Annotated in this window: 25 protein-coding genes; 9 read left to right on the top strand and 16 right to left on the bottom strand. The window is 37.8% G+C overall.

Annotated features, from left to right (window positions below):
• Positions 1 to 9 precede the first annotated feature (9 nt).
• Entirely contained in the window at positions 10 to 1,266 is a 1,257-nt protein-coding gene (locus RM573_RS11475; RefSeq protein WP_311581812.1) for a glutamate-5-semialdehyde dehydrogenase, read from the bottom strand.
• Positions 1,267 to 1,356: 90 nt separating this feature from the next.
• A complete protein-coding gene (gene proB, locus RM573_RS11470) occupies positions 1,357 to 2,454 on the bottom strand; it encodes a glutamate 5-kinase (protein ID WP_311581809.1) in 1,098 nt (365 codons plus the stop codon).
• 319 nt (positions 2,455 to 2,773) lie between these two features.
• Here proB and yihG point away from each other — a divergent pair, with 319 nt between their 5' ends.
• Both yihG and RM573_RS11460 read left to right on the top strand, forming a co-directional pair.
• A complete protein-coding gene (yihG, locus tag RM573_RS11465; RefSeq protein ID WP_311581806.1) occupies positions 2,774 to 3,670 on the top strand; it encodes a 1-acylglycerol-3-phosphate O-acyltransferase, YihG family in 897 nt (298 codons plus the stop codon).
• 9 nt (positions 3,671 to 3,679) lie between these two features.
• Positions 3,680 to 4,918, top strand: a complete 1,239-nt coding sequence (locus RM573_RS11460) for a mechanosensitive ion channel family protein (RefSeq protein WP_311581803.1) — start codon at positions 3,680 to 3,682, stop codon at positions 4,916 to 4,918.
• An 8-nt stretch (positions 4,919 to 4,926) separates the two neighbouring features.
• Here RM573_RS11460 and tesB read toward each other — a convergent pair whose 3' ends face one another.
• A complete protein-coding gene (gene tesB, locus RM573_RS11455) occupies positions 4,927 to 5,784 on the bottom strand; it encodes an acyl-CoA thioesterase II (RefSeq protein WP_311581800.1) in 858 nt (285 codons plus the stop codon).
• A gap of 189 nt (positions 5,785 to 5,973) precedes the next feature.
• On the opposite strand from tesB, the gene RM573_RS11450 reads away from it, so the two are divergent.
• Positions 5,974 to 6,231, top strand: a complete 258-nt coding sequence (locus RM573_RS11450) for a hypothetical protein (RefSeq protein WP_311581798.1) — start codon at positions 5,974 to 5,976, stop codon at positions 6,229 to 6,231.
• A 93-nt stretch (positions 6,232 to 6,324) separates the two neighbouring features.
• On the opposite strand, the gene RM573_RS11445 is transcribed toward RM573_RS11450, so the two are convergent.
• The 7 genes from RM573_RS11445 to radC all read right to left on the bottom strand — a co-directional run bounded on the left by RM573_RS11445 (position 6,325) and on the right by radC (position 9,820).
• Positions 6,325 to 6,795, bottom strand: a complete 471-nt coding sequence (locus RM573_RS11445) for a GNAT family N-acetyltransferase (protein ID WP_311581796.1) — start codon at positions 6,793 to 6,795, stop codon at positions 6,325 to 6,327.
• A 153-nt stretch (positions 6,796 to 6,948) separates the two neighbouring features.
• A complete protein-coding gene (rpmG, locus tag RM573_RS11440) occupies positions 6,949 to 7,104 on the bottom strand; it encodes a 50S ribosomal protein L33 (protein ID WP_044834320.1) in 156 nt (51 codons plus the stop codon).
• A 9-nt stretch (positions 7,105 to 7,113) separates the two neighbouring features.
• The gene (gene rpmB / locus RM573_RS11435) at positions 7,114 to 7,350 is read right to left on the bottom strand and encodes a 50S ribosomal protein L28 (RefSeq protein WP_311581784.1); all 237 of its coding nucleotides are present in this window, start codon (positions 7,348 to 7,350) and stop codon (positions 7,114 to 7,116) included.
• A gap of 249 nt (positions 7,351 to 7,599) precedes the next feature.
• Positions 7,600 to 7,995 (bottom strand): ribbon-helix-helix protein, CopG family, encoded by a 396-nt coding sequence (locus tag RM573_RS11430; protein ID WP_311581781.1) that lies wholly within the window; start codon positions 7,993 to 7,995, stop codon positions 7,600 to 7,602.
• Complete coding sequence (locus RM573_RS11425) at positions 7,982 to 8,650, bottom strand: AAA family ATPase (protein ID WP_311581778.1); 669 nt, start codon at positions 8,648 to 8,650, stop codon at positions 7,982 to 7,984. Before RM573_RS11425 ends, RM573_RS11430 begins: the two co-directional genes overlap by 14 nt.
• Positions 8,651 to 8,740: 90 nt before the next feature.
• Entirely contained in the window at positions 8,741 to 9,061 is a 321-nt protein-coding gene (locus tag RM573_RS11420) for a PilZ domain-containing protein (RefSeq protein WP_311581775.1), read from the bottom strand.
• An 87-nt stretch (positions 9,062 to 9,148) separates the two neighbouring features.
• The gene (radC, locus tag RM573_RS11415) at positions 9,149 to 9,820 is read right to left on the bottom strand and encodes a RadC family protein (RefSeq protein ID WP_311581772.1); all 672 of its coding nucleotides are present in this window, start codon (positions 9,818 to 9,820) and stop codon (positions 9,149 to 9,151) included.
• 90 nt (positions 9,821 to 9,910) lie between these two features.
• On the opposite strand from radC, the gene coaBC reads away from it, so the two are divergent.
• The 4 genes from coaBC (at position 9,911) to RM573_RS11395 (ending at position 14,162) form a co-directional block, all read left to right on the top strand.
• A complete protein-coding gene (gene coaBC, locus RM573_RS11410) occupies positions 9,911 to 11,119 on the top strand; it encodes a bifunctional phosphopantothenoylcysteine decarboxylase/phosphopantothenate--cysteine ligase CoaBC (protein WP_311581770.1) in 1,209 nt (402 codons plus the stop codon).
• Positions 11,120 to 11,199: 80 nt separating this feature from the next.
• Positions 11,200 to 11,784 (top strand): nucleoid occlusion factor SlmA, encoded by a 585-nt coding sequence (gene slmA / locus RM573_RS11405; RefSeq protein WP_311581768.1) that lies wholly within the window; start codon positions 11,200 to 11,202, stop codon positions 11,782 to 11,784.
• 135 nt (positions 11,785 to 11,919) lie between these two features.
• Positions 11,920 to 13,389 carry an aminoacyl-histidine dipeptidase gene (locus RM573_RS11400; RefSeq protein WP_311581766.1) on the top strand — a complete coding sequence of 490 codons (1,470 nt, stop codon included), beginning with the start codon at positions 11,920 to 11,922 and terminating at the stop codon, positions 13,387 to 13,389.
• Between the two features lie 116 nt (positions 13,390 to 13,505).
• Complete coding sequence (locus RM573_RS11395; RefSeq protein WP_311581764.1) at positions 13,506 to 14,162, top strand: response regulator transcription factor; 657 nt, start codon at positions 13,506 to 13,508, stop codon at positions 14,160 to 14,162.
• A 67-nt stretch (positions 14,163 to 14,229) separates the two neighbouring features.
• On the opposite strand, the gene RM573_RS11390 is transcribed toward RM573_RS11395, so the two are convergent.
• The 3 genes from RM573_RS11390 to RM573_RS11380 form a co-directional block, all read right to left on the bottom strand.
• Positions 14,230 to 17,664, bottom strand: coding sequence for a hybrid sensor histidine kinase/response regulator (locus RM573_RS11390; protein WP_311581762.1), 3,435 nt, complete (start codon positions 17,662 to 17,664; stop codon positions 14,230 to 14,232).
• A 101-nt stretch (positions 17,665 to 17,765) separates the two neighbouring features.
• Positions 17,766 to 18,707 carry an HDOD domain-containing protein gene (locus RM573_RS11385; RefSeq protein WP_311581760.1) on the bottom strand — a complete coding sequence of 314 codons (942 nt, stop codon included), beginning with the start codon at positions 18,705 to 18,707 and terminating at the stop codon, positions 17,766 to 17,768.
• A gap of 163 nt (positions 18,708 to 18,870) precedes the next feature.
• Positions 18,871 to 19,287 carry a VOC family protein gene (locus RM573_RS11380; protein ID WP_311581758.1) on the bottom strand — a complete coding sequence of 139 codons (417 nt, stop codon included), beginning with the start codon at positions 19,285 to 19,287 and terminating at the stop codon, positions 18,871 to 18,873.
• A gap of 227 nt (positions 19,288 to 19,514) precedes the next feature.
• Here RM573_RS11380 and soxR point away from each other — a divergent pair, with 227 nt between their 5' ends.
• Entirely contained in the window at positions 19,515 to 19,979 is a 465-nt protein-coding gene (gene soxR, locus RM573_RS11375; protein WP_311581756.1) for a redox-sensitive transcriptional activator SoxR, read from the top strand.
• Between the two features lie 45 nt (positions 19,980 to 20,024).
• Complete coding sequence (locus RM573_RS11370) at positions 20,025 to 20,924, top strand: pepsin/retropepsin-like aspartic protease family protein (protein WP_311581754.1); 900 nt, start codon at positions 20,025 to 20,027, stop codon at positions 20,922 to 20,924.
• A 53-nt stretch (positions 20,925 to 20,977) separates the two neighbouring features.
• Here the strand turns inward: RM573_RS11370 and RM573_RS11365 are convergent, their stop codons facing one another.
• The 3 genes from RM573_RS11365 to RM573_RS11355 form a co-directional block, all read right to left on the bottom strand.
• Positions 20,978 to 21,418, bottom strand: a complete 441-nt coding sequence (locus RM573_RS11365; protein ID WP_311581752.1) for a hypothetical protein — start codon at positions 21,416 to 21,418, stop codon at positions 20,978 to 20,980.
• Between the two features lie 173 nt (positions 21,419 to 21,591).
• Complete coding sequence (locus tag RM573_RS11360) at positions 21,592 to 23,328, bottom strand: sodium:solute symporter family protein (RefSeq protein WP_311581750.1); 1,737 nt, start codon at positions 23,326 to 23,328, stop codon at positions 21,592 to 21,594.
• Positions 23,328 to 23,579 (bottom strand): DUF4212 domain-containing protein, encoded by a 252-nt coding sequence (locus tag RM573_RS11355; protein WP_311581748.1) that lies wholly within the window; start codon positions 23,577 to 23,579, stop codon positions 23,328 to 23,330. Before RM573_RS11355 ends, RM573_RS11360 begins: the two co-directional genes overlap by 1 nt.
• Positions 23,580 to 23,749 lie beyond the last annotated feature (170 nt).

The raw sequence follows: 23,749 nt of genomic DNA, 5'->3' as shown, positions 1-23,749 counted from the left end.
CGTTAAATACTAGTCCCTTACTTGACCATCACCAATGACGACAAATTTTTCAGTCGTTAAAGATGATAAACCCATTGGTCCATACGCATGTAATTTACTGGTTGAAATACCAATTTCAGAACCTAATCCTAATTGCCCGCCATCTGAAAAGCGCGAAGAAGCATTTATCATCACCACAGAAGAGTTAATTGCACGAACAAATTGCTGTGTGCGACTGGTATCTTGGCTAACAATTACTTCGGTATGATCCGAAGAATACTCATTAATGTGATCAAGACCATCGTTAAAACTGTCCACGATTTTAACGGCTATTTCTTGCGCTAAATATTCGGCATGATAATCGTCAGTTGTCGCTAATGTGGCATCTTTAAAGTATGGAAGACTCTTTTCACAGGCATGAATTTTTACTTGGGCTGAATCAGCAAGTGCTTTTGCTGCTAATGGTAAAAACTCTTCAACTATTTCTTGATGAATCAATAACGTTTCTATTGAATTACAGGCACTTGGACGCTGTGTTTTACCATTGACTAAAATGTTAACCGCTTTGGTTAAGTCGGCATATTTATCAATATACAAATGACACACGCCTTTAAAATGTTGGATCACTGGAATTTGACTGTTTTCGGTGACATAGCGAATTAATCCTTCACCGCCGCGAGGAATCACTAAATCAATACTGTCACGTTGTTTTAATAACTCATTAATAATTTCACGACTTGTGTCAGGTATAACCGAGACAATATTTTTGTCGATGCCTTGGTTTTCTAAAACCTGATGCAAACAGTTTGCCAGCGCAACGTTACTATAAATAGCTTCAGATCCACCGCGTAAAATAACAGCATTTCCTGATTTAATACAAAGCGCTGCCGCTTCTGCCGTTACATTAGGGCGCGATTCATAAATCATCGCAATCACGCCTAACGGTATGCGCATTTTGCCCACTTGCATGCCATTGGGGCGCAACGCTAAGTTGGCAATATTGCCAACAGGATCTGCTAACGTAACAATTTCACGAATGGCATCAGCAATATCAACGATACGCTGTTTGGTTAAAAGTAAGCGGTCGAGCATGGCATCACTTAAACCTTTGTCTTTACCGGCCTGAATATCTTTGGCATTTTCAGTAATGATTACGTCACTAGCGTCTTCTATCGCTTGCGCCATTGTTGTCAGTAAATGATTTTTTTGTGATGTGGTTAGTTGAGCTACAATACGTGAGGCTTTTCTAACGAGTTTGGCATTTTCAGCCATATTAAATTGTGTCATGAATTTTCTCTTTACTTAGCCATTTTGATGTAAAAGTCTAAGGGTTAAATGTTAATTATATTGAATAAAAAGTAGCTATCGCGAACCCAATTATAAAATCACCATATCATCTCGATGAATCACGACTTTGCTTGGACAACAGCCTAAAATGTTGGTGATTTGATTGCTTTTACAACCCTTTATACGTAATAAATCTCTATGACTATATTGGCTAATCCCTTTCGCAATAATTGCAGCTGTTTTATTGTCGATGATATTAATTGATTCACCGGCGGCAAAATTACCACTGACTTCATCAATGCCTGAAGGTAGTAATGAAGCACCTTTATTGATCACCGCATTTGCCGCGCCATTATCTAAACTAACACTGCCATGACTTTTTAAAGTGTGCTTGAGCCAATGTTTTCGTGCTTTGGTTGCTGTTTGATTGGCTTTAAAGCGAGTGCCAGGGTTTTCGCCTTTTAATAAGGCGTCGAATATTTCGCTATTTCGACCATTTAAAATGTAGGTTTCGATACCGTTTTCTACTGCTTTTTCAGCCGCTTGAATTTTGGTTTTCATGCCACCCGTTGCGATAGGATTATTGGTGGTGCCTGCCATGGCATAAATTTCATCAGTGATTTCACTAATTTCTGGTATCAGTACCGCATCTGGATTATCGCGTGGGTCTTGATCGTAAACACCATCAATGTCACTGAGAATAAACAAGCAATCAGCTTCACTCACTAAAGCAACAAGAGCAGCAAGATTGTCATTATCACCCACTTTTAATTCATCTGTTGCCACCGTATCGTTTTCATTCACAATGGGAATAACATGATTGGCGAGTAAAATGCGGAGGGTGTTTTTAATATTAATATAACGTTCACGATTTTTTAGATCGGCATGGGTGATTAATAATTGACTACAAGGCTGATCAAAAAAACGCTGCCAATTTGCCATCATCTGCATTTGACCAACAGATGCCATGGCTTGCTTGGTTGGAATTGAAGGAACATTAGCACCGTGCTGAATAAGTTGTCGGCCAGCAGCAACACTGCCAGATGACACTAAAATTATTTCTTTGCCTGCTTGTTGGCATTCGGTGATAAAGCGAGCGATGGCTAATAAATACATGCCACTACAGCCTTTTGCATCGGGTGATACTAAGGCACTGCCCACTTTGATGACAGCACGATTAAAATTCATTACGTTTCCCCATGATAATTAGTTATAGCATGCCCTGAAAGCGCGGTGAGATGCAATGATATTTTAGTCATTTATTAGAAGAGATTGCTCTTTTTAGTAGCTTTAGGCAATAACGGTTGATTAAGGGGTATTTTGTAATATTTAACGTAAGAATATCGCTGGATTATCTCTAAGGTTAAATAATAATGGTAAAAAAATAACCATCCTTAGTACATCTATATGTAGATATGTGGAAAAAGGGTAAAATATTAGCTGAAAGCAAGATAAATTCGATTTATTATATCGGACAAGAATAAACGTGATTGTATTGGCTTAAGTGATGTTAAATTTTTTACCTGCTTACCTCATTGGTTTTATCTCAATGATTTTTTATACCGTTAACACTCTTTTTTGGTTGTTGCCGATTGTACTGTTTTCCTTACTTAAAGCGCTTATTCCTTTAAATTTATGGCGCAAGTTTTTTAGCTATTTACTGGATAATATGGCGAGTAATTGGGTGGCGGTAAATACCCTCATTCAAAAATTATTTAATACCACTCAGTTAGTGGTAACAGGTTTAGAACAACTTGAAAAAAGACAATGGTATTTAGTGATATCAAATCATCAAAGTTGGGTTGATATTGTTGTCTTGCAACGCATTCTTCATGGCAAAATACCTTTTTTGAAATTCTTTTTAAAAAAAGAACTAATTTATGTACCTTTTCTTGGAATTGCTTGGTGGGCACTCGATTTTCCGTTTATGAAACGATATAGCCAAAGTTTCGTCAAAAAAAATCCTCATTTAAAAGGGAAAGATATCGAAACGACACAAAAGGCTTGTGAAAAGTTCAGGCATAAACCTGTCAGTATTATGAATTTTATTGAAGGGACTCGTTTTACAAAAGTAAAATATGAAAAGCAAAATTCACCGTTTCAATATTTATTAAAACCCAAAGCGGGTGGCATTGGCTTTGTGCTGTCTACAATGGGAGATCAGTTAAACAAAGTTTTAGACATTACCATATACTATCCTGATGGCACGCCAACCTTTATCGATTTTATTTGTGGCCGAGTGAAAGAAATCCGCGTGGATATAGGAATAAAGGATATTGATCAATCATTAAAGGGTGATTATGTTAATGATCGTGCTCATAAAATTCAGTTTCAAAAGTGGGTTAACCAGCTTTGGTTAGATAAAGACAAAAAATTGGCCGAGTTTCATCAACAGAACCAATAAGGACATTTTATGATAGCTTTACTTTCATCATGGTTAACGGAGCAAGGGGTTGCTCCTGAAAATTTAGCTATTGCTTCAATGCTCGTTGGTTGTGCAATCATCTTTGTGATCAGTGCGATTGCCTATTATTTAGTAAAACATAAGTTGTTAGTTGCCATTCAAAAACTCGTTTCACATTCTCGAAACACTTGGGACGATTTGATTTTTGAACATCATGTATTTACCCGTATTGCTTTATTGATCCCCATCATTATTTTTTGGTTTTTAATTCCACAATTTGTTATTGATGAGCCATTCATACTGAATTTTCTCTTGGTGTTAGCTAAAGTTGCGATAACTTTTCAGGTTGCACGTACCATAGGAGCATTGCTCAACGTTATAAACAGTCTTTCAAAAGAAACAGCGAAAGATCGTTATTTACCCTTAAATGCAAGTATTCAGGTGATAAAATTAGTTGTCTATTTAGTGGCGACTATTTTATCTATTTCGTTTGTGCTAGATAAATCACCGATATATTTATTGAGTGGTTTAGGAGCTTTAACGGCTGTATTACTGTTAGTTTTTCAAGATACCATTAAAGGACTGGTCGCGAGTATTCAAATATCAGCGAACCGAATGCTAGCTCCCGGTGATTGGATTGAAATTCCTCAATATGGCGCTGATGGCGATGTACTTGAAATTGGTTTAAATACCGTTAAAGTGCAAAATTTTGATCGAACAGTGACGACCGTGCCAACATATGCATTGATCAGTGGTTCCTTTAAAAATTGGCGTGATATGTTTGCATCAGGCGGACGCCGTATCAAACGTACGATAATTATCGATATTGGTAGTATTCATTTTTACCAAGCGGAGAAAATTGAACAACTTAAAGAAATTCATTTATTAAAGGATTACTTAGCAAGGAAGTTACAAGAAATTTCTGAGCACTCCAAACAATTAGCATTAAAAGACACTGATTATGTCAACCAACGCAAATTAACGAATGTCGGCACTTTTCGCGCTTATATTGAGGAATTTTTGCAACAGCATGAAAAAGTACACCATCAAATGACATGCATGGTAAGACAGCTTCCTGCGACAGCAACTGGCTTACCGTTAGAGTTATATTTTTTCAGTAATGACCAAAATTGGGTGAATTACGAGGCAATACAAGCGGATATTTTTGATCACCTCTTTGCGATGGCGCCCGTGTTTGATTTACGCATTTTTCAACACCCAAGTGGTGATGATTGGCGACACCGTTAAAAAGTCGCTTAACGTTGTCTTATCACGCCTTCTTGCATTGTTGTTGCAACTAAATCACCGGCTTGGTTATATATTTGTCCTCTAACTAAGCCTCTACCACCAACACTTGTTGGGCTTTCCATGACATATAATAACCAATCATCAAAGCGAAATGGTCGATGAAACCACATTGCATGGTCAATGGTCGCTATTTGAAAGTTAGGCTGCCAATGGCTGACACCATGGCTAAATAATGCGGTGGGTAAAAAATGAAAATCTGATGTATAAGCAAGCATATATTTATGTATGCGTGGGTCATCTGGCAATTGACCATTCGCTTTTATCCACATATGACAGATAGGCTCTGATTTTTCAGGCTTTATCCAATTATATTGCTCTACGGGTTTTAACTCGATTGGTTTTTCGGAAAGAAATTTACCACGAACATTTTCCGGGATATATTGCTGATTATCAAAAATAAAGTCAGTGAATGAAGGTAACTCATCGGGACCTACAACATCCGGCATTTCATTTTGATGATCAAAGCCCTTTTCTTCTAATTGAAAAGAAGCCGTCATATAAAAGATTGCTTGGCCGTTTTGAATGGCTTTAACTCTTCGGGTATTAAAACTGCGTCCGTCACGAATATTTTCAACTTCATAAATAACCGGCTTTGCTGCGTCACCTGGGCGTAAAAAGTATGAATGTAGTGAATGGACATGCCTGTCGACCTCAACACTTTCTTGAGCCGCTGATAAAGCTTGCCCCATAACTTGTCCACCAAAAAGTGCTTTAAATCCTAAATCTTGGCTTTGGCCACGATATAAACCTTGCTCAATTTTTTCTAACGATAAAAGGGTGAGTAGATCTTTTAAAACTTGGCTCATAATCAATATTTCTCATAATAAACATATTTGTAATTATATAAGTAATATAGTCGTGATTGGAATAGACTGCTTGTACCAGTTGGAAAATTACAATTTAATTCGCTGCAATTGTTGAATTATAAAACCAACTAGGATAATGTCCGATTATATTTTAAACATAAGATCCTCGTTGATTGTAAAGGTAGACACGTGCAAGCTGTATTAGAGAGAGAAGTGTTATTAGAAAGAAGGCAATATACGCCTGAACATTCTTCATTATGGGACAAGCTATCGCTTGCGCAAAAATTTGCGGCTAGTAGCTTAACTCAATTTGGCTACGACCTTGCTTTTATCCGTAATAGCCAAGCAAGAGGTAGCTTAGCTATTTTATTATGTGATGGAAATGCAGCGACAATTAATGATGAAGGTGAAATTAATACCTCGCCCGATATTACAATTAGACCGTAATCAAAAAATGATTTAAGAAAGGCTGTTAACGCAAGTTAACAGCCTTTTTGCTTTTAGTGACAAAAGAAAGTGAAAATAAAAACGTATTCGTTTCTATTTTAGGGGTTTAATCATATTGAGCATTTCAGGTTCAAAACCTAAATTTTCGTAAAAGCGTTGTGCATTGCTGTTATTTGCGAATACCTCTAAGTGTAATAAACGATAGCTCTGATTTTTTGCCCATTGCTCTACTGAGTTTATTAATAATTTTCCAACCCCCATTTTTTGAGCGCTTGAAGATACCGCTAACAAATTAACGGTGCCGCACATTTCTTCTGAAATATCGTCTTTATGGCTGCTGGCGAGAATAAAGCCTAATGGCGTGCCATCCTGCTCAGCAATGAGTGTTATGTTTGGCTCAGGTGCATTGTTGAGCATTTCAAGTGCGTATTTATCTTGCATTTGCAGCACAGTGTTGTCGCTATGCCAAGATAACTTAGCGACATTGGCTAAATCAGGCGATAAAGAAAGAATAAAGTCGTGATCGGAGTTTAATGCTTTACGGATATTTATAGGCTTTGTCATCGAATGTCTTTCATGAATTAATGAAAACTTATGTTGAGTTAAAATAATACGAGTCATTTGTTAGGATAACAACACTATGTGGTGAATACGTAATTATTTTTAGCCATAAAAAAACCCAGCAATAAGCTGGGTTTTTAATTCTGAAAACAAAAATTACTTAATTTTCGCTTCTTTGTACATTACGTGCTTGCGAGCTTTTGGATCAAACTTTTTGATTTCCATTTTCTCAGGCATAGTCTTTTTATTTTTATCTGTAGTATAAAAATGACCAGTACCAGCACTTGAAACTAAACGAATTTTATCACGCATGATGATTCCTTAAACTTTTTCGCCACGGGCACGGATATCAGATAATACTGCATCAATACCTTTTTTATCGATAATACGCATTCCTTTCGGAGTTAAACGTAACTTAACGAATGTATTTTCACTTTCAACCCAAAAACGGTGAGTTTGAAGGTTTGGTAAAAAACGACGACGAGTCGCGTTTCTTGCGTGCGAACGGTTGTTTCCAACCATTGGCTTTTTGCCTGTTACTTGGCAAACTTTAGACATATGAGTACTCCAAAATTAATTTCAGCTCGAGCTATTTTTCCCCAAGACCGTCGCCCCGGGATCCTGAAAAAGGTGGCATATTATAGAGAAAGTGAAAAACGAAATCTAGTTTTTATCGCGATCCAAGCAAAGATCTTTGCTAATTCCTTATAAATTAATCAGTTAAATGATTAATTTTCACTTTTCGGTATAAAAAAACAGCGATTTCACGCTGTTTTCTACAAGCTTTGGTTGGGATAATAAACAATTTTAGCTTACATTCGAATCTAAAAGCTTATTGAGTTTCTTTTGTTGATCTTTATTGCAAAGTTCATCTATTAGAATTCGGATGATATGCGACTTCGCTAATTGGCTGTCTTTTGCCAATTCTTGCAGTTGTTCGATTGCTTCTTCACTCAAAGTAAAAGTTGCATGCCTAAATGGCTTACCGGCTTTATTTTTCCGTCTTTCTGCTTGTTTTTTTACTTCAAATTGTTTGGCTGCTGCTAATGCTTGTTGCAAATTTACCGTTTGATTTTTATCTTCACTGACAAGTTCAGGTGTGCCTTTCGCATAATTCTCTGCGTCAGCAATGAACTCATCTACGGTAAATGCCTTTTTCCGCGGCTTGCCGTCCTTGGATTTTTTTAGATCAGATAAACTCATGTGAGTTGTCCGGTTTCATGGCGAGTAATTCCTCGGCTATTGCTTTCATTTCAGTGGCCGCTTTACCATCAGGGTCTATTTCAATCACTGAAGAACCTTGTTCTTCACTGTCATCATAAATATTTCGGTTATAGGTTACAGCGTCTAACACATTAATGCCGTATGAACGACAAACATCTTTAGCTTCTAAAATACGGTTTGCTTGTGTTGGCAATGCTGGACATTGGGTAATAACAAACGAGGCTAGCATTTTAGGATTAACCATTTTACAGGTGCTTAACATATCTTCCATATGTGGCACTGTTTTTAAATCACGACGTTTTGGGCGAAGAGGAATGATAACATGCTCAGCTACCGACATCGCAGCGCGTAATGCTAAATTATCTTGACCGCCACAATCAACAATTACATAGTCATAGTGCTGATTTAGACTTAATAAATCATTGCGAATTTTCCCGTATAATTGGATACAGTTAATTGCGGGTAAAGATGGATCGGTATTGCGTGCTTGTATCCAATCAGAAGTGGTTCGTTGTGGATCACAATCAACCATTAAAACGATGGCATTTTTATCACGTGCAAAATAAACCGCTAAATTTTGCGCAAGGCAACTTTTACCACTGCCACCTTTTTCACCACCAACTAATATCATCATTTCGCCAATTCCTTCTACTACAACTTTAATGCTTCATTTATGCACCGATCTTTTAGTATAGCTTAAAAAATCAATGTTGAATTTTATTCACTATTGGTTCAATTTTAATGCAACTTCAAACCAACCATTATCTTGTTCTAGGCAACGTATTACTTTACCTTTTAAAATTTGACAATTTTCTGCTGCTGCTTTAAACGTAATAGTTACTTCAGTATTGATCGCAATGCTTTGATCACAGTCGAGTTTTAGACCGCCTTTAGAAAAATCAACACAGACTATTTTCTTGTTTAATTCTTGTCCAGAATCATTGGTCCAAGTAATATCTACTAGTTCTTTTTCCATGTCTAATCGAAATGATTTACGACGTTCTTCACCCTCTTGATTGTTAGTCGTTTGGATATCATCTGACATATTTCAATCCTTATTCTTTCTCATGATATTTTAAACCTAACTGTCAATTCAACGACTTGCAAGATTTTTAAGTAAATATTTCATTGACTATAATAAACCATGTTCAGCAAAAGAATAGCATTGGTGGCCTGCTACTATCATATGATCTAATACTCTGATATCAATCAAAGCGAGTGCTCGAGTTAATTGTTCCGTAATATTTTTATCTGCAAAGCTGGCTTCTGCAATACCTGAAGGATGATTATGGGCAAGAATTACGGCACTAGATTGATGTTGTAGTGCTTTTTCAACCACAACTCTAGGGTAAACTGCGGAAGCGTTGATTGTGCCATAAAATAAGCGCTTAAAGGTGATCACTTGATGTTGGTTGTTGAGAAATAAAACGGCAAAAATTTCATGGGTTTCATTACGAAGTTGACTGATTAAAAAGTCTTTACTTGCTTGTGAAGACGTTAACGCTTGTCCGTTACGCATTTCTTCCGCAAGAAAGCGTTTACTCATTTCTAAACAAGCTTGTAATTGGACAAATTTTGCTTTGCCTAGACCACGCACTTGGCAAAATTCTTCGGCGGACGCTTGATAGATTGCAGCTATGCTGCCAAAACTGGCTATTAACTGCCTTGCTAAATCAACTACATTGCAGCCTTTTACACCAGTACGCAGAAAAATAGCTAATAGTTCAGCGTCGGATAAACTTGTTGCGCCTTGATTTAATAATTTTTCTCTTGGTTTTTCTGAACTTGGCCAATCTTTTAACATAAGTGCATCCTTGCAATGTCAATTTTCATCGATGACGATTAATGGTATCGTATATAAAATAAAGATTTAGATTATTAAGACTAGCAGGTTATGCAAATTCTTCAGGGTAAAAAAATTGTCTTAGGTATTACCGGCGGTATTGCAGCTTATAAAATGCCAGAGCTTGTTCGACGATTGATTGAGCAAGGGGCGGACGTTCGTGTTGTGATGACTGAAAGCGCGAAAGCATTTATTACACCTTTAACTCTTCAGGCGGTTTCTGGAAATCCTGTTTCTGATAGTTTATTAGATACGGAAGCTGAACGCGCAATGGGGCATATTGCATTAGCAAAGTGGGCAGATTTGTTATTAATTGCTCCCGCAAGTGCTAATACCATTGCACATATTGCCCACGGTTTAGCCAATGATTTATTAGGCACCATAGTTTTAGCTACAAATGCAACCATTGCGGTAGCACCGGCAATGAATCAACAAATGTGGCATGCAGAAATCACCCAAGAAAATATGCAAAAATTAAAAAACCGTCACATCAATATTTGGGGGCCTGGGCAAGGCGAACAAGCCTGTGGCGACATAGGCTTTGGCCGATTGCTAGATGTACCAGAGTTAGTAGATCTGGTTTGTGGGTTGTATCAAGAAAAGGCTTTAATGAATCAACATTGGGTGATCACCGCCGGTCCTACTCGCGAAGCGATCGATCCCGTGCGTTATATATCTAATCACAGTTCGGGAAAAATGGGTTACGCCATTGCTCAGGCGGCGGTCAATGCTGGCGCTAAAGTTACGTTGATTTCTGGTCCTGTCAATATACCTGAACCTAGCTCAGTGGAATTAATTAACGTGATGAGTGCTGAGCAAATGCATCAACAAGCACTGTTAAAAGCGAAAGGTGCAGATGTTTTTATTGCCTGTGCAGCAGTAGCCGATTATCGGGTGGTTGAAATTGCCGAGCAAAAAATCAAAAAAACGGCAGATAATCATCACATGCAAATCAATTTGGTAAAAAATCCAGATATTGTCGCCGACGTTGCCGCGTTATCAGAGAAGCCATTTACTGTTGGCTTTGCTGCTGAAACACAAGATGTTGAACAATATGCATTAGATAAATTAACACGTAAAAACTTAGATTTAATAGCCGCGAATAATGTCGCTCTTTCTGGACAAGGCTTTAACAGCGATAACAATGCATTAACGGTTTTTAGTGCGACTTCTCAACAAGATATTTCGCTCATGCGTAAAAGTGATGTAGCGGAACAATTAGTCGACATTATTGCAGAACAATTGGGTGAAAAGCGTTAAAGAACCCTATACAATCTTATTGTCCTTCATGCTTGTTAAGTCATGATTATTCTTAATAAAAAATATAGAGAACAGGAAATATGCCGGTTAATAAAAAACCAAACCGTAAACAGCAAATATTAGAATGTTTAGCGTTAATGTTACAGTCTAGTCCTGGTCAACGGATCACCACGGCTAAATTAGCTGCAGAAGTGGGGGTTTCAGAAGCGGCGCTGTACCGTCATTTTCCGTCGAAAGCGAGAATGTTTGAAGGCTTGATTGAATTTATTGAAGAATCAACCTTTTCTCGGATTAATTTAATATTATCTGATCATAAAGAGGCGCTAATACGTTGCCATCATATATTACATGTCTTATTGGTTTTTGCTGAGCGTAATCCTGGCATGTGCCGTATTTTATCGGGTGATGCGTTAATGGGTGAAAACGAACGTTTAAGAACTCGGGTAAACCAATTTTTTGAAAAATTAGAATCGCAATTTAAACAAATTTTACGAGAACGTAAGTTACGCGAAGGCAAAGGGTTTGAGATTAATGAGTTGGCGTTAGCAAATATTCTAGTGGCTTTCGCAGAAGGCAAAATTAGTCAGTATGTTCGTTCTGGCTTTGATAAAAAACCCAGTGATAACTTTAATGATCAATGGCAGTTTTTAATGGCAAGTAAATAACGTTATAAAAACGACCTCCTCTCTGAACGTTTTAATCAATCGTTCCAGGTTAAGAGTCTCAATAAACGCTGAATATTCAGCGTTTATATAACCATCAAATCAATGAATATAATCTATCAATTTCAAGGAAAAATTGTGAGTACTTTATCGCAGCTTCAACCGCAAAAACTTTGGCAAATGTTTTCTGGCATTTGCGCTATTCCTCACCCTTCAAAACATGAAGATAAAATCTCTGCTTGGATCCAATCATGGGCAACAGAACAAGGTCTAACCGTCAAAGAAGATGAGGTAGGTAATTTAGCGATTTCAAAACCTGCAACACTAGGAATGGAAGATAGAAAAGGCGTGATATTACAAGCGCATATGGATATGGTGCCACAAAAAAATGCCGACAAAGATCATAACTTTTTAACCGATCCTATTGAGCCTATCTTGTTTGATGATGCAGGAGAATCCTGGGTTAAAGCGAATGGTACAACATTAGGGGCTGATAACGGGATTGGTTTAGCGTCAGCTTTAGCGATATTAGCCAGTGATGATGTTGCACATGGGCCATTAGAAGTATTAGTGACGATAGATGAAGAAGCAGGTATGACAGGCGCTTTTGGCTTAAAAGCTGGTTGGCTTGAAGGTGAAATTTTAATTAACACGGACTCAGAGCAAGAAGGTGAAGTGTATATGGGGTGTGCAGGTGGCATTGATGGCACTGCAACATTTAATCTTGACTACCATGATGTCCCCGCTGATTATCAATCATTTAATTTATCCATTTCAGGGTTAAAAGGTGGGCATTCTGGCGTTGATATTCATACGGGTAGAGCCAATGCTTGTAAATTATTGATACGCTTTTTACTGAATGCAAATGAAAAATTTGATCTTCGACTGACTGAACTTAATGGTGGTAGTTTACGCAATGCTATTCCTCGTGAAGCTGATGCGAGTTTTGTTATACCTACTCACCAAGTGGCTGCGCTAAAAAGCGAACTAGCTGATTATTTAACGGTTATTCAAGAAAACCTCCAAGCGGTTGAAAACAGTATTGAATTGTTATTGATATCGCCAGAAACGTTTGATCAATGTTGGGATAACACCACTCAAAAACAAATTTTACGTGCGTTAAACGCGTGCCCAAATGGTGTTTTACGTATGAGTGATGATATTGAAGGAATTGTTGAAACGTCGTTAAACTTAGGAGTAATGAGAAGTAAAGGGGCAAAATTTATTGCCATGACGTTGATCCGTAGTTTACATGATGATGGTCGTTTAGAAGCGCAAACTATGGTTGAGTCTATCTTCAACTTAGCTAACGCCCATATTCAGTTTTCAGGGGCTTATCCTGGATGGAAACCTGATACGAGTTCAGCGATCATGAAAACAGTACGAGATACATACCAATCATTATTTGGTAAATTGCCTGAGATTATGGTGATTCATGCTGGTTTAGAATGTGGTTTATTTAAAACCGCTTACCCAACATGGGATATGGTGTCGTTTGGGCCAACCATTAAGTTTCCTCACTCACCAGATGAAAAGGTCAATGTGAAAACGGTTGAGCAATATTGGCAGTTACTTGTGGCCGTACTAAAAAACATTCCAGCAAAATAATCGCTTGGTTTGCAAATGTCGATTAGATCAATAAAAGCAATATTAGACTTTAGTCGTAGAAGCTTTTATTGATGATCAATGTATACTGAAATTGCCCCAGTTTTAGGAAACTTACTATGATCCAGCCAGAAAAAATTATAATAGCTGATGATCACCCATTATTCAGGCAAGCGTTGTTGAATACGCTAAAAGCAAAACTGACGCAAACACAATGGGTTGAAGCACAAACAATTGCTGAATTAGAACAACAGCTTTCAGAGAATAGTGAAAGTGATTTGTTGTTATTAGATCTAAATATCCCCGGAGCTCATGGTTTTAACACGTTAATCCATGTTCGAAATCATTTTCCACAAATACCTGTGGTGATTGTTTCGGCTCATGAAGATCAGGATACAATTGCGAAAGCGATTGAGTTTGGCGCAGCGGGTTTTATCCCTAAGTCAACGTCAGTGGAGATAATTTACCAAGCCATAGTGCAAGTGTTGATGGGGGATATTTGGTTGCCCGAATCATTTCAAATGAATGCTAGTAATGAAGAGCATGCCGAGATTGCCGAGCGAGTTGCCAGCTTGACTCAGCAACAATATCGAATATTAATGATGTTTGCTCAAGGCATGCTTAATAAACAAATTGCTTATGATTTAAATGTTTCTGAAGCGACGATCAAAGCACACGCAACGGCTATTTTCAGAAAGCTTAATGTTCGTAATCGTACGCAAGCGGTAATTGCTATCAGCCAACTCGATATTCACGATTCAACCATAACGGAATAATCATTAGCAACGAGCAAGTGATTACCGATCTTAATACTTGCCCGTCAACCAAGGTTTGGCGGGCATTTTATGAATATTTATCCTGAAGACTTTTCGTCAGTAGAGCACTCATCATCGCTCTCAGTGAAGCGGGTTTTACTAATTTACGCATAAAACCAACATTGGCTGCTTTGGTTTTTTCTTCAATATCGCTGTCTGTGGTTGCGGTAATTAAAATGGCCGGGATCTGATACGAGCATTGTTTTCTCAATGTTGAAATTAAATTTAAGCCGTTATGTTCATTATCAAGTTGGTAGTCAACCAATAAAATTTGTATATCGTTACTATGTTGTGCAAACAAGGATTGTGCTTGCTCAAATGAATCCGCGGCTAAGACATTACATTGCCATGTAGACAAGAGTTCAACCATGCCGCTAAGTACGTCTGGATCATTATCAATACACATAACGGTAATATCACTAAAACCAATCTTGATGCTAGGTTTTTCAATCATAGGCTGTAACACCGGCGATACCTTTTTAAGGGATATCGTAAACTTACATCCTTGAGATTCTTTTGATTTTAATCCTAAAGCGTGACCTAATAGTTGAGTTAAACTTTGCGTGATATTTAACCCTAAACCTAACCCTCTGCCAGATTGAGATTGAGGGGTGTCCAGTTGAGTAAATTGCTCAAAGACTAACGACTGTTTTTCAACGGGAATACCGGGTCCATTATCGAGCACTTGTATTATTACTTGCTGATTGATCACCCTTGCACCTAGTAATACTTTACCTGGACTTGCATAACGAAAAGCATTCCCAATTAAGTTTTGTAAAATGCGGCGTAAGAGGTTGCGATCGGAATATACCCACGCCGAGGTTTCTACCAGACGAAACCGTATGTCATGCTCAATTGCCGATGCAGAAAATTCTTCTGCAAGTTCTTTAAATAAATTATTTAAAGCAAAAGCAGTAAAGTGTGGCTTAATATTACCACTTTCAATGCGAGCGATTTCACCTAAGTCGGCTAACAGATCATTCGCCACTTTTAACGAATGGTCGATATTTTTCACCTGTCTTTTTTGCACTTCATTTAAATTATCTTGACTGGTTAAGGCTGAAGTAAATAAACGAGCGGCTTCTAATGGTTGCATTAAGTCATGACTACAAGCTTTTAAATATAAACTCTTTTTAATATGTGCTTGTTCGGCTTTTTCTTTTGCTAATTCAAGGGCATCATTTGCTTGTGCTAATTTTTGGGTACGTTCTTGTATGATAGCTTCTAAATCGACATTCGTTTCTTTCAATACTTGTTCTGCTTGACGATACGCGGTGATGTCGGAAAACATCATGACAAAGCCACCATCGGGTAATGGATTACCCTCTATTCTGATCACTTTACCATTGTCTTGTTGGCGTTCAGAGCTATGGGAACTACCTTGTCTTAAATAGTGTAAGCGCCTACTTACTTGGTTTTCTATATCACCTAAACCACATAATCCTCGTGTAGCGTTGTAACGAATTAAGGTTTCAATTGGGGCGCCCTTATAAATATATTCCGGTGGATATTGAAATATATCGAGATATTTTTTATTCCAAGCCACCAAGTTTAAATCTTTATCGACAATGGAAATGCCTTCACTTGCATTCTCTATTGCACTTTGTAGTAGATTTTCGCTGTATTGCTGGCGTTGATTAGAGGCATCTTCAACAAGCAGTGCTAAATCGTCTAATGCGATATCTCTGCCATCAAGGGCAGAAGATAACACTAATCGTGCCGAAGACGCGCCCATTACACTGGCTAGGGTATTTTCTGTATGTTGTAATAATGCTTGATTATAAGCCGTCGTGCCTAATTCTTTTTTGATTTTATTCCGTTGGAACTTCGCGAAACTATTGGCGGCTTTGGTTATACCAACAAAGCGAGAAACTAATAACTCTAACTCTTGATCATCAATGCGCCTATTTTTGCCACTGCTGAGTAAGTTTGGTGCTTGCCATTCTAAAAATAATGATGCCTGAACGCGTTCTTGCACCGTTTGTCGGCTTATTTGCGAAAGCGACCACATGACAAAAATATTTGCGGCTAAACTTATTAGACTCGATAAACTGTTGGCGGGAATAAGGCCATCATCAAAAGGCTGCTGATAAAACCCAAATTGTGGCAGAAAATTCAGTATTAGCCACATGGTAAAGCCAACTAATATGCCTCCGTATACCCCAGTTAAACTCGCTCGACGCCAATAAAAGGCTGCAATTAATGCAGGGGTAAGTTGTGCGAATGCGCCGAAAGCAACTTCACCTAGCGAACTCAAAGTATCAGGCGAAGCCATTAAAAACACGCCATAACCTAATAAAATAACAAAAAGCACTAAAAGTTTTCTAATTTTAAGTAAGCGATATCTGAAGTTACTGTACTCAATGTGATTCGTTTTGTTGGAACGAAAAAACAGTGGAAATACAATTTCATTACTAAGCATAGTACTTAACGCGATTGAAGAAATGATCACCATAGAACTAGCCGCCGAAATCGCCCCTAAAAAGGCAATAAGCGTTAACCAAGTTTGTTGTTGAGACCAAGGTAAAAAAAGCACATAAGCATCTGCTGGAATTGTGTCGCCTAAGACAATATGACCAGCAAGCCCTAGTGGCGCTGCAAATAAAGCAAACACTAATAAATACAACGGGAAAACACGTCGACTAAGCCAAGTGTCTTTTTCGTCTTTCAATTCAACGACCATCACTTGAAATTGGCGTGGTAAAGATAAAAAGGCTGCCATGACAATCACTAACATTGCTATCATTGACATTAAATTTGGCATGTTAAAATTTTGATATAGCTGAATATTTGCACCTGATTGGTACCAGATATCACTGGGGGATTCAAAAAGGAAAAACGTGACAAAGATACCGACAGCAAGAAAAGCGATAAGTTTTACTAAACTTTCAAACGCGATAGCCAATACAACCCCAGGGTGGCGTTCTGTCACATCAATATTCCTAATACCAAAGACGATGGTAAAACCTGCTAATATCATACTGACTATTAAGCCTAATCCCCAAGTACTGACGGTATTGCTGACCTGAAGTTGTTGAAATGAATAGACAATGGCTTTTAGTTGCAAGGCGATATAAGGCATAGTGCCAACTAAAGCTACTACGGTGATTAATATAGCCAAGTTGTGTGACTTACCAAAGCGTGCCGCAAGTAAATCTGCAATTGAGGTTAAATTTAACTTTAAACTTGTTCGAATAATGCGTTGTATAAATGGCCAAGCGAAAATAAAAAGCAGGATCGGCCCTAAATATATTGGAAGATGAGATAGAAAATTACTCGCAGCTTGTCCGGTAGTGCCAAGAAAACTCCACGATGTGCAATATACCCCAAGCGACAATGCATAAATAATACTTTGGCTTTTTTTCACGAGCCGATGGCGATATTTATCCCCTAAATGAGCAATAAGAAATAATAAACCAATATAGCTGATACTAATTAAGGTGAGTTGCCAGTTAGGGAACATGAAATTATCAGAGTTATTTATTGTTGTTGTAAGATATCAAGCAAATATGCCGATGAAAACACTTGATGCGAAAAGTTGAGTCGGTACTAGGGATAAAATGATCAGGTAATACTTTCAGAAATAGTAGGCGCAACTTCGTTAAACGCTTCAAAAATCTTATCACTGATGCCAAGCTCTTGCTGTACCGCTTGATATCCATCTTCTTTCACTGCTTTTTTATGAAATAATAAATAGTGTTCACTTAAGCGGTTAGCTTTAAAAAGAATGTCGCTCAACGCATTACGATTGTTTTCACGTTGTTGTTTTAGCGCTTCGATATAGATGGAAGGGAGTTGCCATTGTTTGGCGATAAAATAAGTCATATCCATCGACATTTCTGACATCAAGGTTTTATATTCTCTTGTGCACGGCGTTAACGAGGCAAAAGTTTTTTCCATATTTTCAGAGATACAATTGAAAATAATGATGCGCCCAAGATCATGAATAAGACCAATAAAATATGCATCGGCCGTATTATGTTTTTCGGCTTTTGCTATCATTTCACATAAGGTTGCACATTGAACTGAATGTACCCAAATTAGCCGCCCATAAAGCTGATAATATAAGGGATTACATGGAATAACTTCTGCCAGTAGTAGTGTACTGGCTATGTTCATTAAGCCAGATATGCCTAATAATGAAGTGGCTTTGCTTAAATAGATAATGGCTTTATCGGTTCGATTATACTTTGCAGTATTTGCGACTTTTAAAACCTCTGCAGCAAAAGAAGGGTCCACTTCAATAATATCAACAAAGGTATCAAAATCAGCATGGGGATCTTTTAACGCATCGAGCAATTTAATCAGCATGGCAGGTAAAGCAGGAATATGCTGTTTTAATTGCTGTGGATTATTTAATACATTAACGATTCGATTTAAGGTATTTTGTTCGAGCGCGCTCATGGTCCCTGTGGTATTAATACTGCCAAACATGACGTCATAGAAGTCAGTATTTAATGCCTCGGTAGCAAGTCCATTTACTGTATTGTCTTGATTGTTGAACATAAATCCTAAAGTTACGAGTAAAATTTGTGTAAAACTTTTGACAGTATAGCGTAATAAAATAGATAAATGTTTGAAGATAAACAAAAATCAGTAATATTTGTAAATATATATTTATTTAACAAGGATATATTGTTTGAAACTCGACCAATAACTTCATAGTTTTTTAGTCAAGATTCCGCTCTGCTGGCAGATCACTGAGATACTGAATAAATTCGATTTCAAAACCATCGGGATCAACAAAATAAACGTTCTTTCGATAAGGCTCTTCAGCCCCAGGTTTATGAATAGCAAAACCAGCTTTGGCTAATCGGTTAATAACCTGCTCAATATTGTTGGTGACAAAAGCAAAATGCGCAAGCCCAACTTGATGACCAGTTAAATCGCGATTGTTATTCTCGCCATTATTATTGAAAGTAATATATTGATAATCATCGCCAAAATGTAACCAATCCCGAGGTTTACCATACCAGTCACTTTGCCCTTGGCTACGAATAAACCAATGTGGGAAAGCTGCTTGATAAAAAGTGAGTGCAGCAGGAATATCTTTTACCACTAAGTTTAAATGTTCTAGATAGATCATATGTGTTCCTTATTATCGTTTTGTGGGGATTATTTGTTTTGCATTGTTTGATTAAAATAGTGCAAAGAATTCGCTAAAAAATGTCTTAATGTAGTGTTTTTGCTAGTAGTAACCTTGTTTTTATTCATTTTAAATTGCCTTTTTTGGAGAAAGTGATGATACTTTAAAACCTCAAGTTAAGTTGAGGTAAAGCTTTTTTTGAAAATAATTTTTATGGGCATTGATAGATGAAAAATAAATTAGAAGACGCAAAACTAACCGTAGGGAAAGTAGCAAAACGATGCGGAGTAAAGGTGTCTGCGTTGCATTTCTATGAGGAGAAAGGGTTAATTAAAAGTTGGCGAAATCAAGGTAATCAACGGCGCTATAAAACTGACGTATTAAGGCGTGTATCGGTGATCAAAGCGGCGCAAAAAATGGGAATAAGTTTACAAGAGATCAAAAAAGCATTAGCGACTTTACCGAATAATCGAACCCCTGATACACGTGATTGGGAAAAACTGGCGAGCAGCTGGCGAGATGATTTAACCGCTAGGATCACCTATTTAGAGAACTTAAGAGACTCTCTTGGTGGCTGTATTGGTTGTGGCTGCTTATCTTTAAATCATTGTCCTTTATATAATAAAGACGATGAACTCGCGGCAGAAGGTGTCGGGCCAGTTATATTGGACAAAAAAGTTAAAAAAGTTTAAAGTTCATCTGAAATTTCAAAGGATTATCTATTTAAAGGAATAACTATGAGAATTATATTCGCCCTCGTTTTACTGCTGCCAATTTTTACTTGTTCTGCGGGTGTTACCCAATGGATTGATTTTAATTTAGACAACGGCCATGTCAAAATTCCGATAAAAATAGCTAATATCGACACTTTTGCGATATTAGATACCGGTTCGCAACTCAATGCTATAAATAAAGCGTTTATTAGTAAGCATGACTTAACGTTTGATGAAGGAAGTTTTATTCGCGTTAAAGGGGCTTTTGGAATTGAAAAACGTCCAACTCGCAGAAATATTCCCATTCAATATTTTGGCCTAGAAACTGAGCTTGATAAAGTTACCGAATTAACTTTAGGACACCATAGTAATGGCTTATTACTTGGTGCAGGTTTTTTTAGCAAATTTGTCACCCAATTTGATTACCCGAATAAAAAAATGCGCATGATAGACAGAGATTCTATTGATGTACAAAAATTTAAAAATATCGTTGCACAAAGTCAAAAAGGCACTGGTATGCCTATTGTTAAAATAGGTTTTCCAAATGACAGGCACCTGTGGTTATTACTCGATACCGGTAATACTGGCGGTATGGTTGTTGATCGTAATGTCGCGATAAAAATGGGTTGGTTGGAACAAGCTCAAGTACAAGAAGGTGTGACGAGTGGCGTTAATGAGGTTGTGAACACAGATCATTTTACCATTCCTAGCTTAAAGTTTGGCCCTTTTGAAATGGAAGATGTGGCGGTGACAATTCCCGGTAAAGGATCAAATTCATACTTAGAAAGCCAATTTGAACAAATAGGCACGAGAATAAAAGGTAGAAAAGTGGAAGGCGTGATTGGCTACGATGTGCTGAAACATTTTTTAATTACTATTGATTACAAAGGTGGCGATGTGCATATAGGCTTGCCTGAAGCCTAACGTTATGTGTGTAAGTCGTTATTCACTGATAATAACGACTTATGCTCACAGCGTTATTTAGTTGTTTGCGTATAAAATTCTGCGAAGTATTTCCCACCTTTAATTTCGATAATGATTCTAAGTTTTGCACTGTCACCTTTCTTTGTGATCAAAGTCCCTAATAGGGTTTCCCTTTTCCAATAATAAGGGCTATCTTTCATACCTAATTGGTAGGGCGTGGCTTGATTATTTTTATCGACCGTAAATAAGGTAGCGGTATCAAGTGGGTACGTTGAATTAACTGTAGTTATCCCCTGATCGTCCATCACATTAATTTCAAATTCTCCGGATTTTAAAATGCACTTTTGATTTTTTACATCACAATGCCCAAAAGGCACTAATTCAACAATTTTCGTTTTACTCGCTTCATGCTCCATGTACATGTCAGATAAAACATAGCCGAGTAAAATTAATATTGGAGCGACAAATATAGCGATTTTAGTGTGACGATTCATGTAATTCCCTATCGTGCTTATTATGGATAAATGTAATATTGTTTTGCCTATTTTGCTCAATGAAAAACAAAGTAGTCAAAACAATATCTTTTAATTATTCTGACAATAAAGGCTCCAATTCATAAGAACAGGAGCCTAAATTTATTCGTTAGTTAACGGCATTGGCATTTTATTTAATGATCATGGGCCGCTGCAATTTGGCCGTGAGGAGTACGGAAGTTAGTCACTAAGTCTTGTATATGGCTAGGAGCGGGGCCGGTAAACTTAAGTACGATAAACGCAACAGCGAAGTTTACAAAAGCGCCTACTGAACCAAAGGCATTTGGAGAAATACCCATAAACCAGTTCGGTTCCATATCACCTAAAAATGCTGTACTTGGGATAAACATTATACCTTTATGTTGGAATACGTATAACATTGTTACCCCAAGCCCAGAACACATACCAGCAATAGCGGCTTTACTACTCATTTTCTTAGAGAAGATCCCCATCATTAACGCTGGGAAAATTGAAGATGCTGCTAAACCAAAGGCTAATGCTACCGTTCCTGCGGCAAAGCCAGGTGGATTTAAACCTAGATAGCCAGCGACACAAACTGATAATGTCATTACGATACGACTGGCGAGCAATTCATTTTTCTCACTCATGTCAGGAATTAAGACACCTTTCATTAAATCATGTGAAATCGCCGAAGATATTGCTAATAACAAACCCGCTGCGGTTGATAATGCGGCTGCTAAACCACCGGCGGCAACTAGGGCAATCACCCAGTTTGGTAAATTTGCAATAGCAGGGTTTGCAAGTACCATAATGTCACGATCAACTTTGACCATTTCATTGGTAGTTGGATCAGCATTATATTGCACTTTACCGTCACCGTTTTTATCTTCAAAGGCTAATAAACCCGTTTTTTCCCATTCTTTAAACCATTGTGGACGTTCTGCATATTCCATATTTTGGCCAGCAACAGGTTCGATGGTATTCATCAAATTGAATCGAGCCATTGCACCGACGGCAGGAGCCACTGTATAAAGCAAAGCAATGAAAACTAACGCATAGCCAGCAGATTGACGCGCGGCTTTAACCGAAGGTACCGTGAAAAATCGCATGATTACATGAGGTAAACCGGCCGTACCGATCATTAAAGATAAGGTATAAGCAAACATTTCAACATCCCCTAATGTTGACGTTGTATATTCCTTAAAGCCTAATTCAGAGACAACAGTATCAAGTTTATCCAGTAAGTAGACACCACTTCCATCGGCAAGTGTTGAACCTAAACCTAATTGTGGAATGGGGTTTCCTGTTAAATGTAATGAGATAAATACGGCGGGTATCGTATAAGCAGTAATAAGCACGCAATATTGTGCAATTTGCGTATAAGTAATACCTTTCATACCACCTAAAGTTGCATAAACAAACACAACCGCCATACCAATGTAGAGTCCCATGTCATATTCAACTTCTAAGAAGCGTGAAAATGCGACACCGACACCTTTCATTTGACCTATGATATAGGTGAGTGAAGCAATGATTAAACAAACCACTGCAACAATACGCGCGGTTTTAGAATAAAAGCGATCACCGATAAATTCTGGGACGGTAAACTTGCCATGTTTTCGCATATAAGGCGCTAAACATAGGGCGAGTAACACATAGCCGCCAGTCCAGCCCATTAAAAATACTGAGCCACCATACCCTAAAAAAGCAATTAAACCGGCCATTGAAATAAATGATGCGGCACTCATCCAGTCGGCACCAATTGCCATACCATTTTGTAATGGGGTAATACCACCACCGGCCGCGTAAAATTCACTGGTTGAACCTGCACGGGCCCACCAAGCTATAAAGAAATAAAGTGAGAAGGTACCGCCAACCGCGATCCACGTATAGAGTCTTAACTCATCCATTACGCATCCTCCACGTTATACTTTTTATCTAAGTCGTTCATTTTCTTACCGTACCAGAAAATTAAACCAACGAAGGTGTAAATAGAGCCTTGTTGTGCAAACCAGAAACCTAGTTTGTACCCACCTAATCGAATTTCATTTAATGGCTCTACTAACAGCAAACCGAAACCAAATGAAACCACGAACCAGATAGCAAGACAGATAAATATTAGGCGCAGATTCTCTGACCAATATGACTGTTTGTCTTCCATTTTATTCTCCTAGCATTGAGCTTGTTAGCTCACTAATACGCGTTTTATAATTTTTTTACGCACTTATTAACCTGTTATTTTATTTAGCAAAATTAATTATTGATTGCAGATTTACCATACCATGTCAGTGATGTAGCAAAGGCAAAAATCCATAATGAATCTTAGCTAAT

Origin of the sequence: Thalassotalea castellviae (assembly GCF_031846185.1) — a bacterium.
Lineage (GTDB): Bacteria > Pseudomonadota > Gammaproteobacteria > Enterobacterales > Alteromonadaceae > Thalassotalea_H > Thalassotalea_H castellviae.
This window is presented reverse-complemented; position numbering and strand designations above follow the sequence as displayed.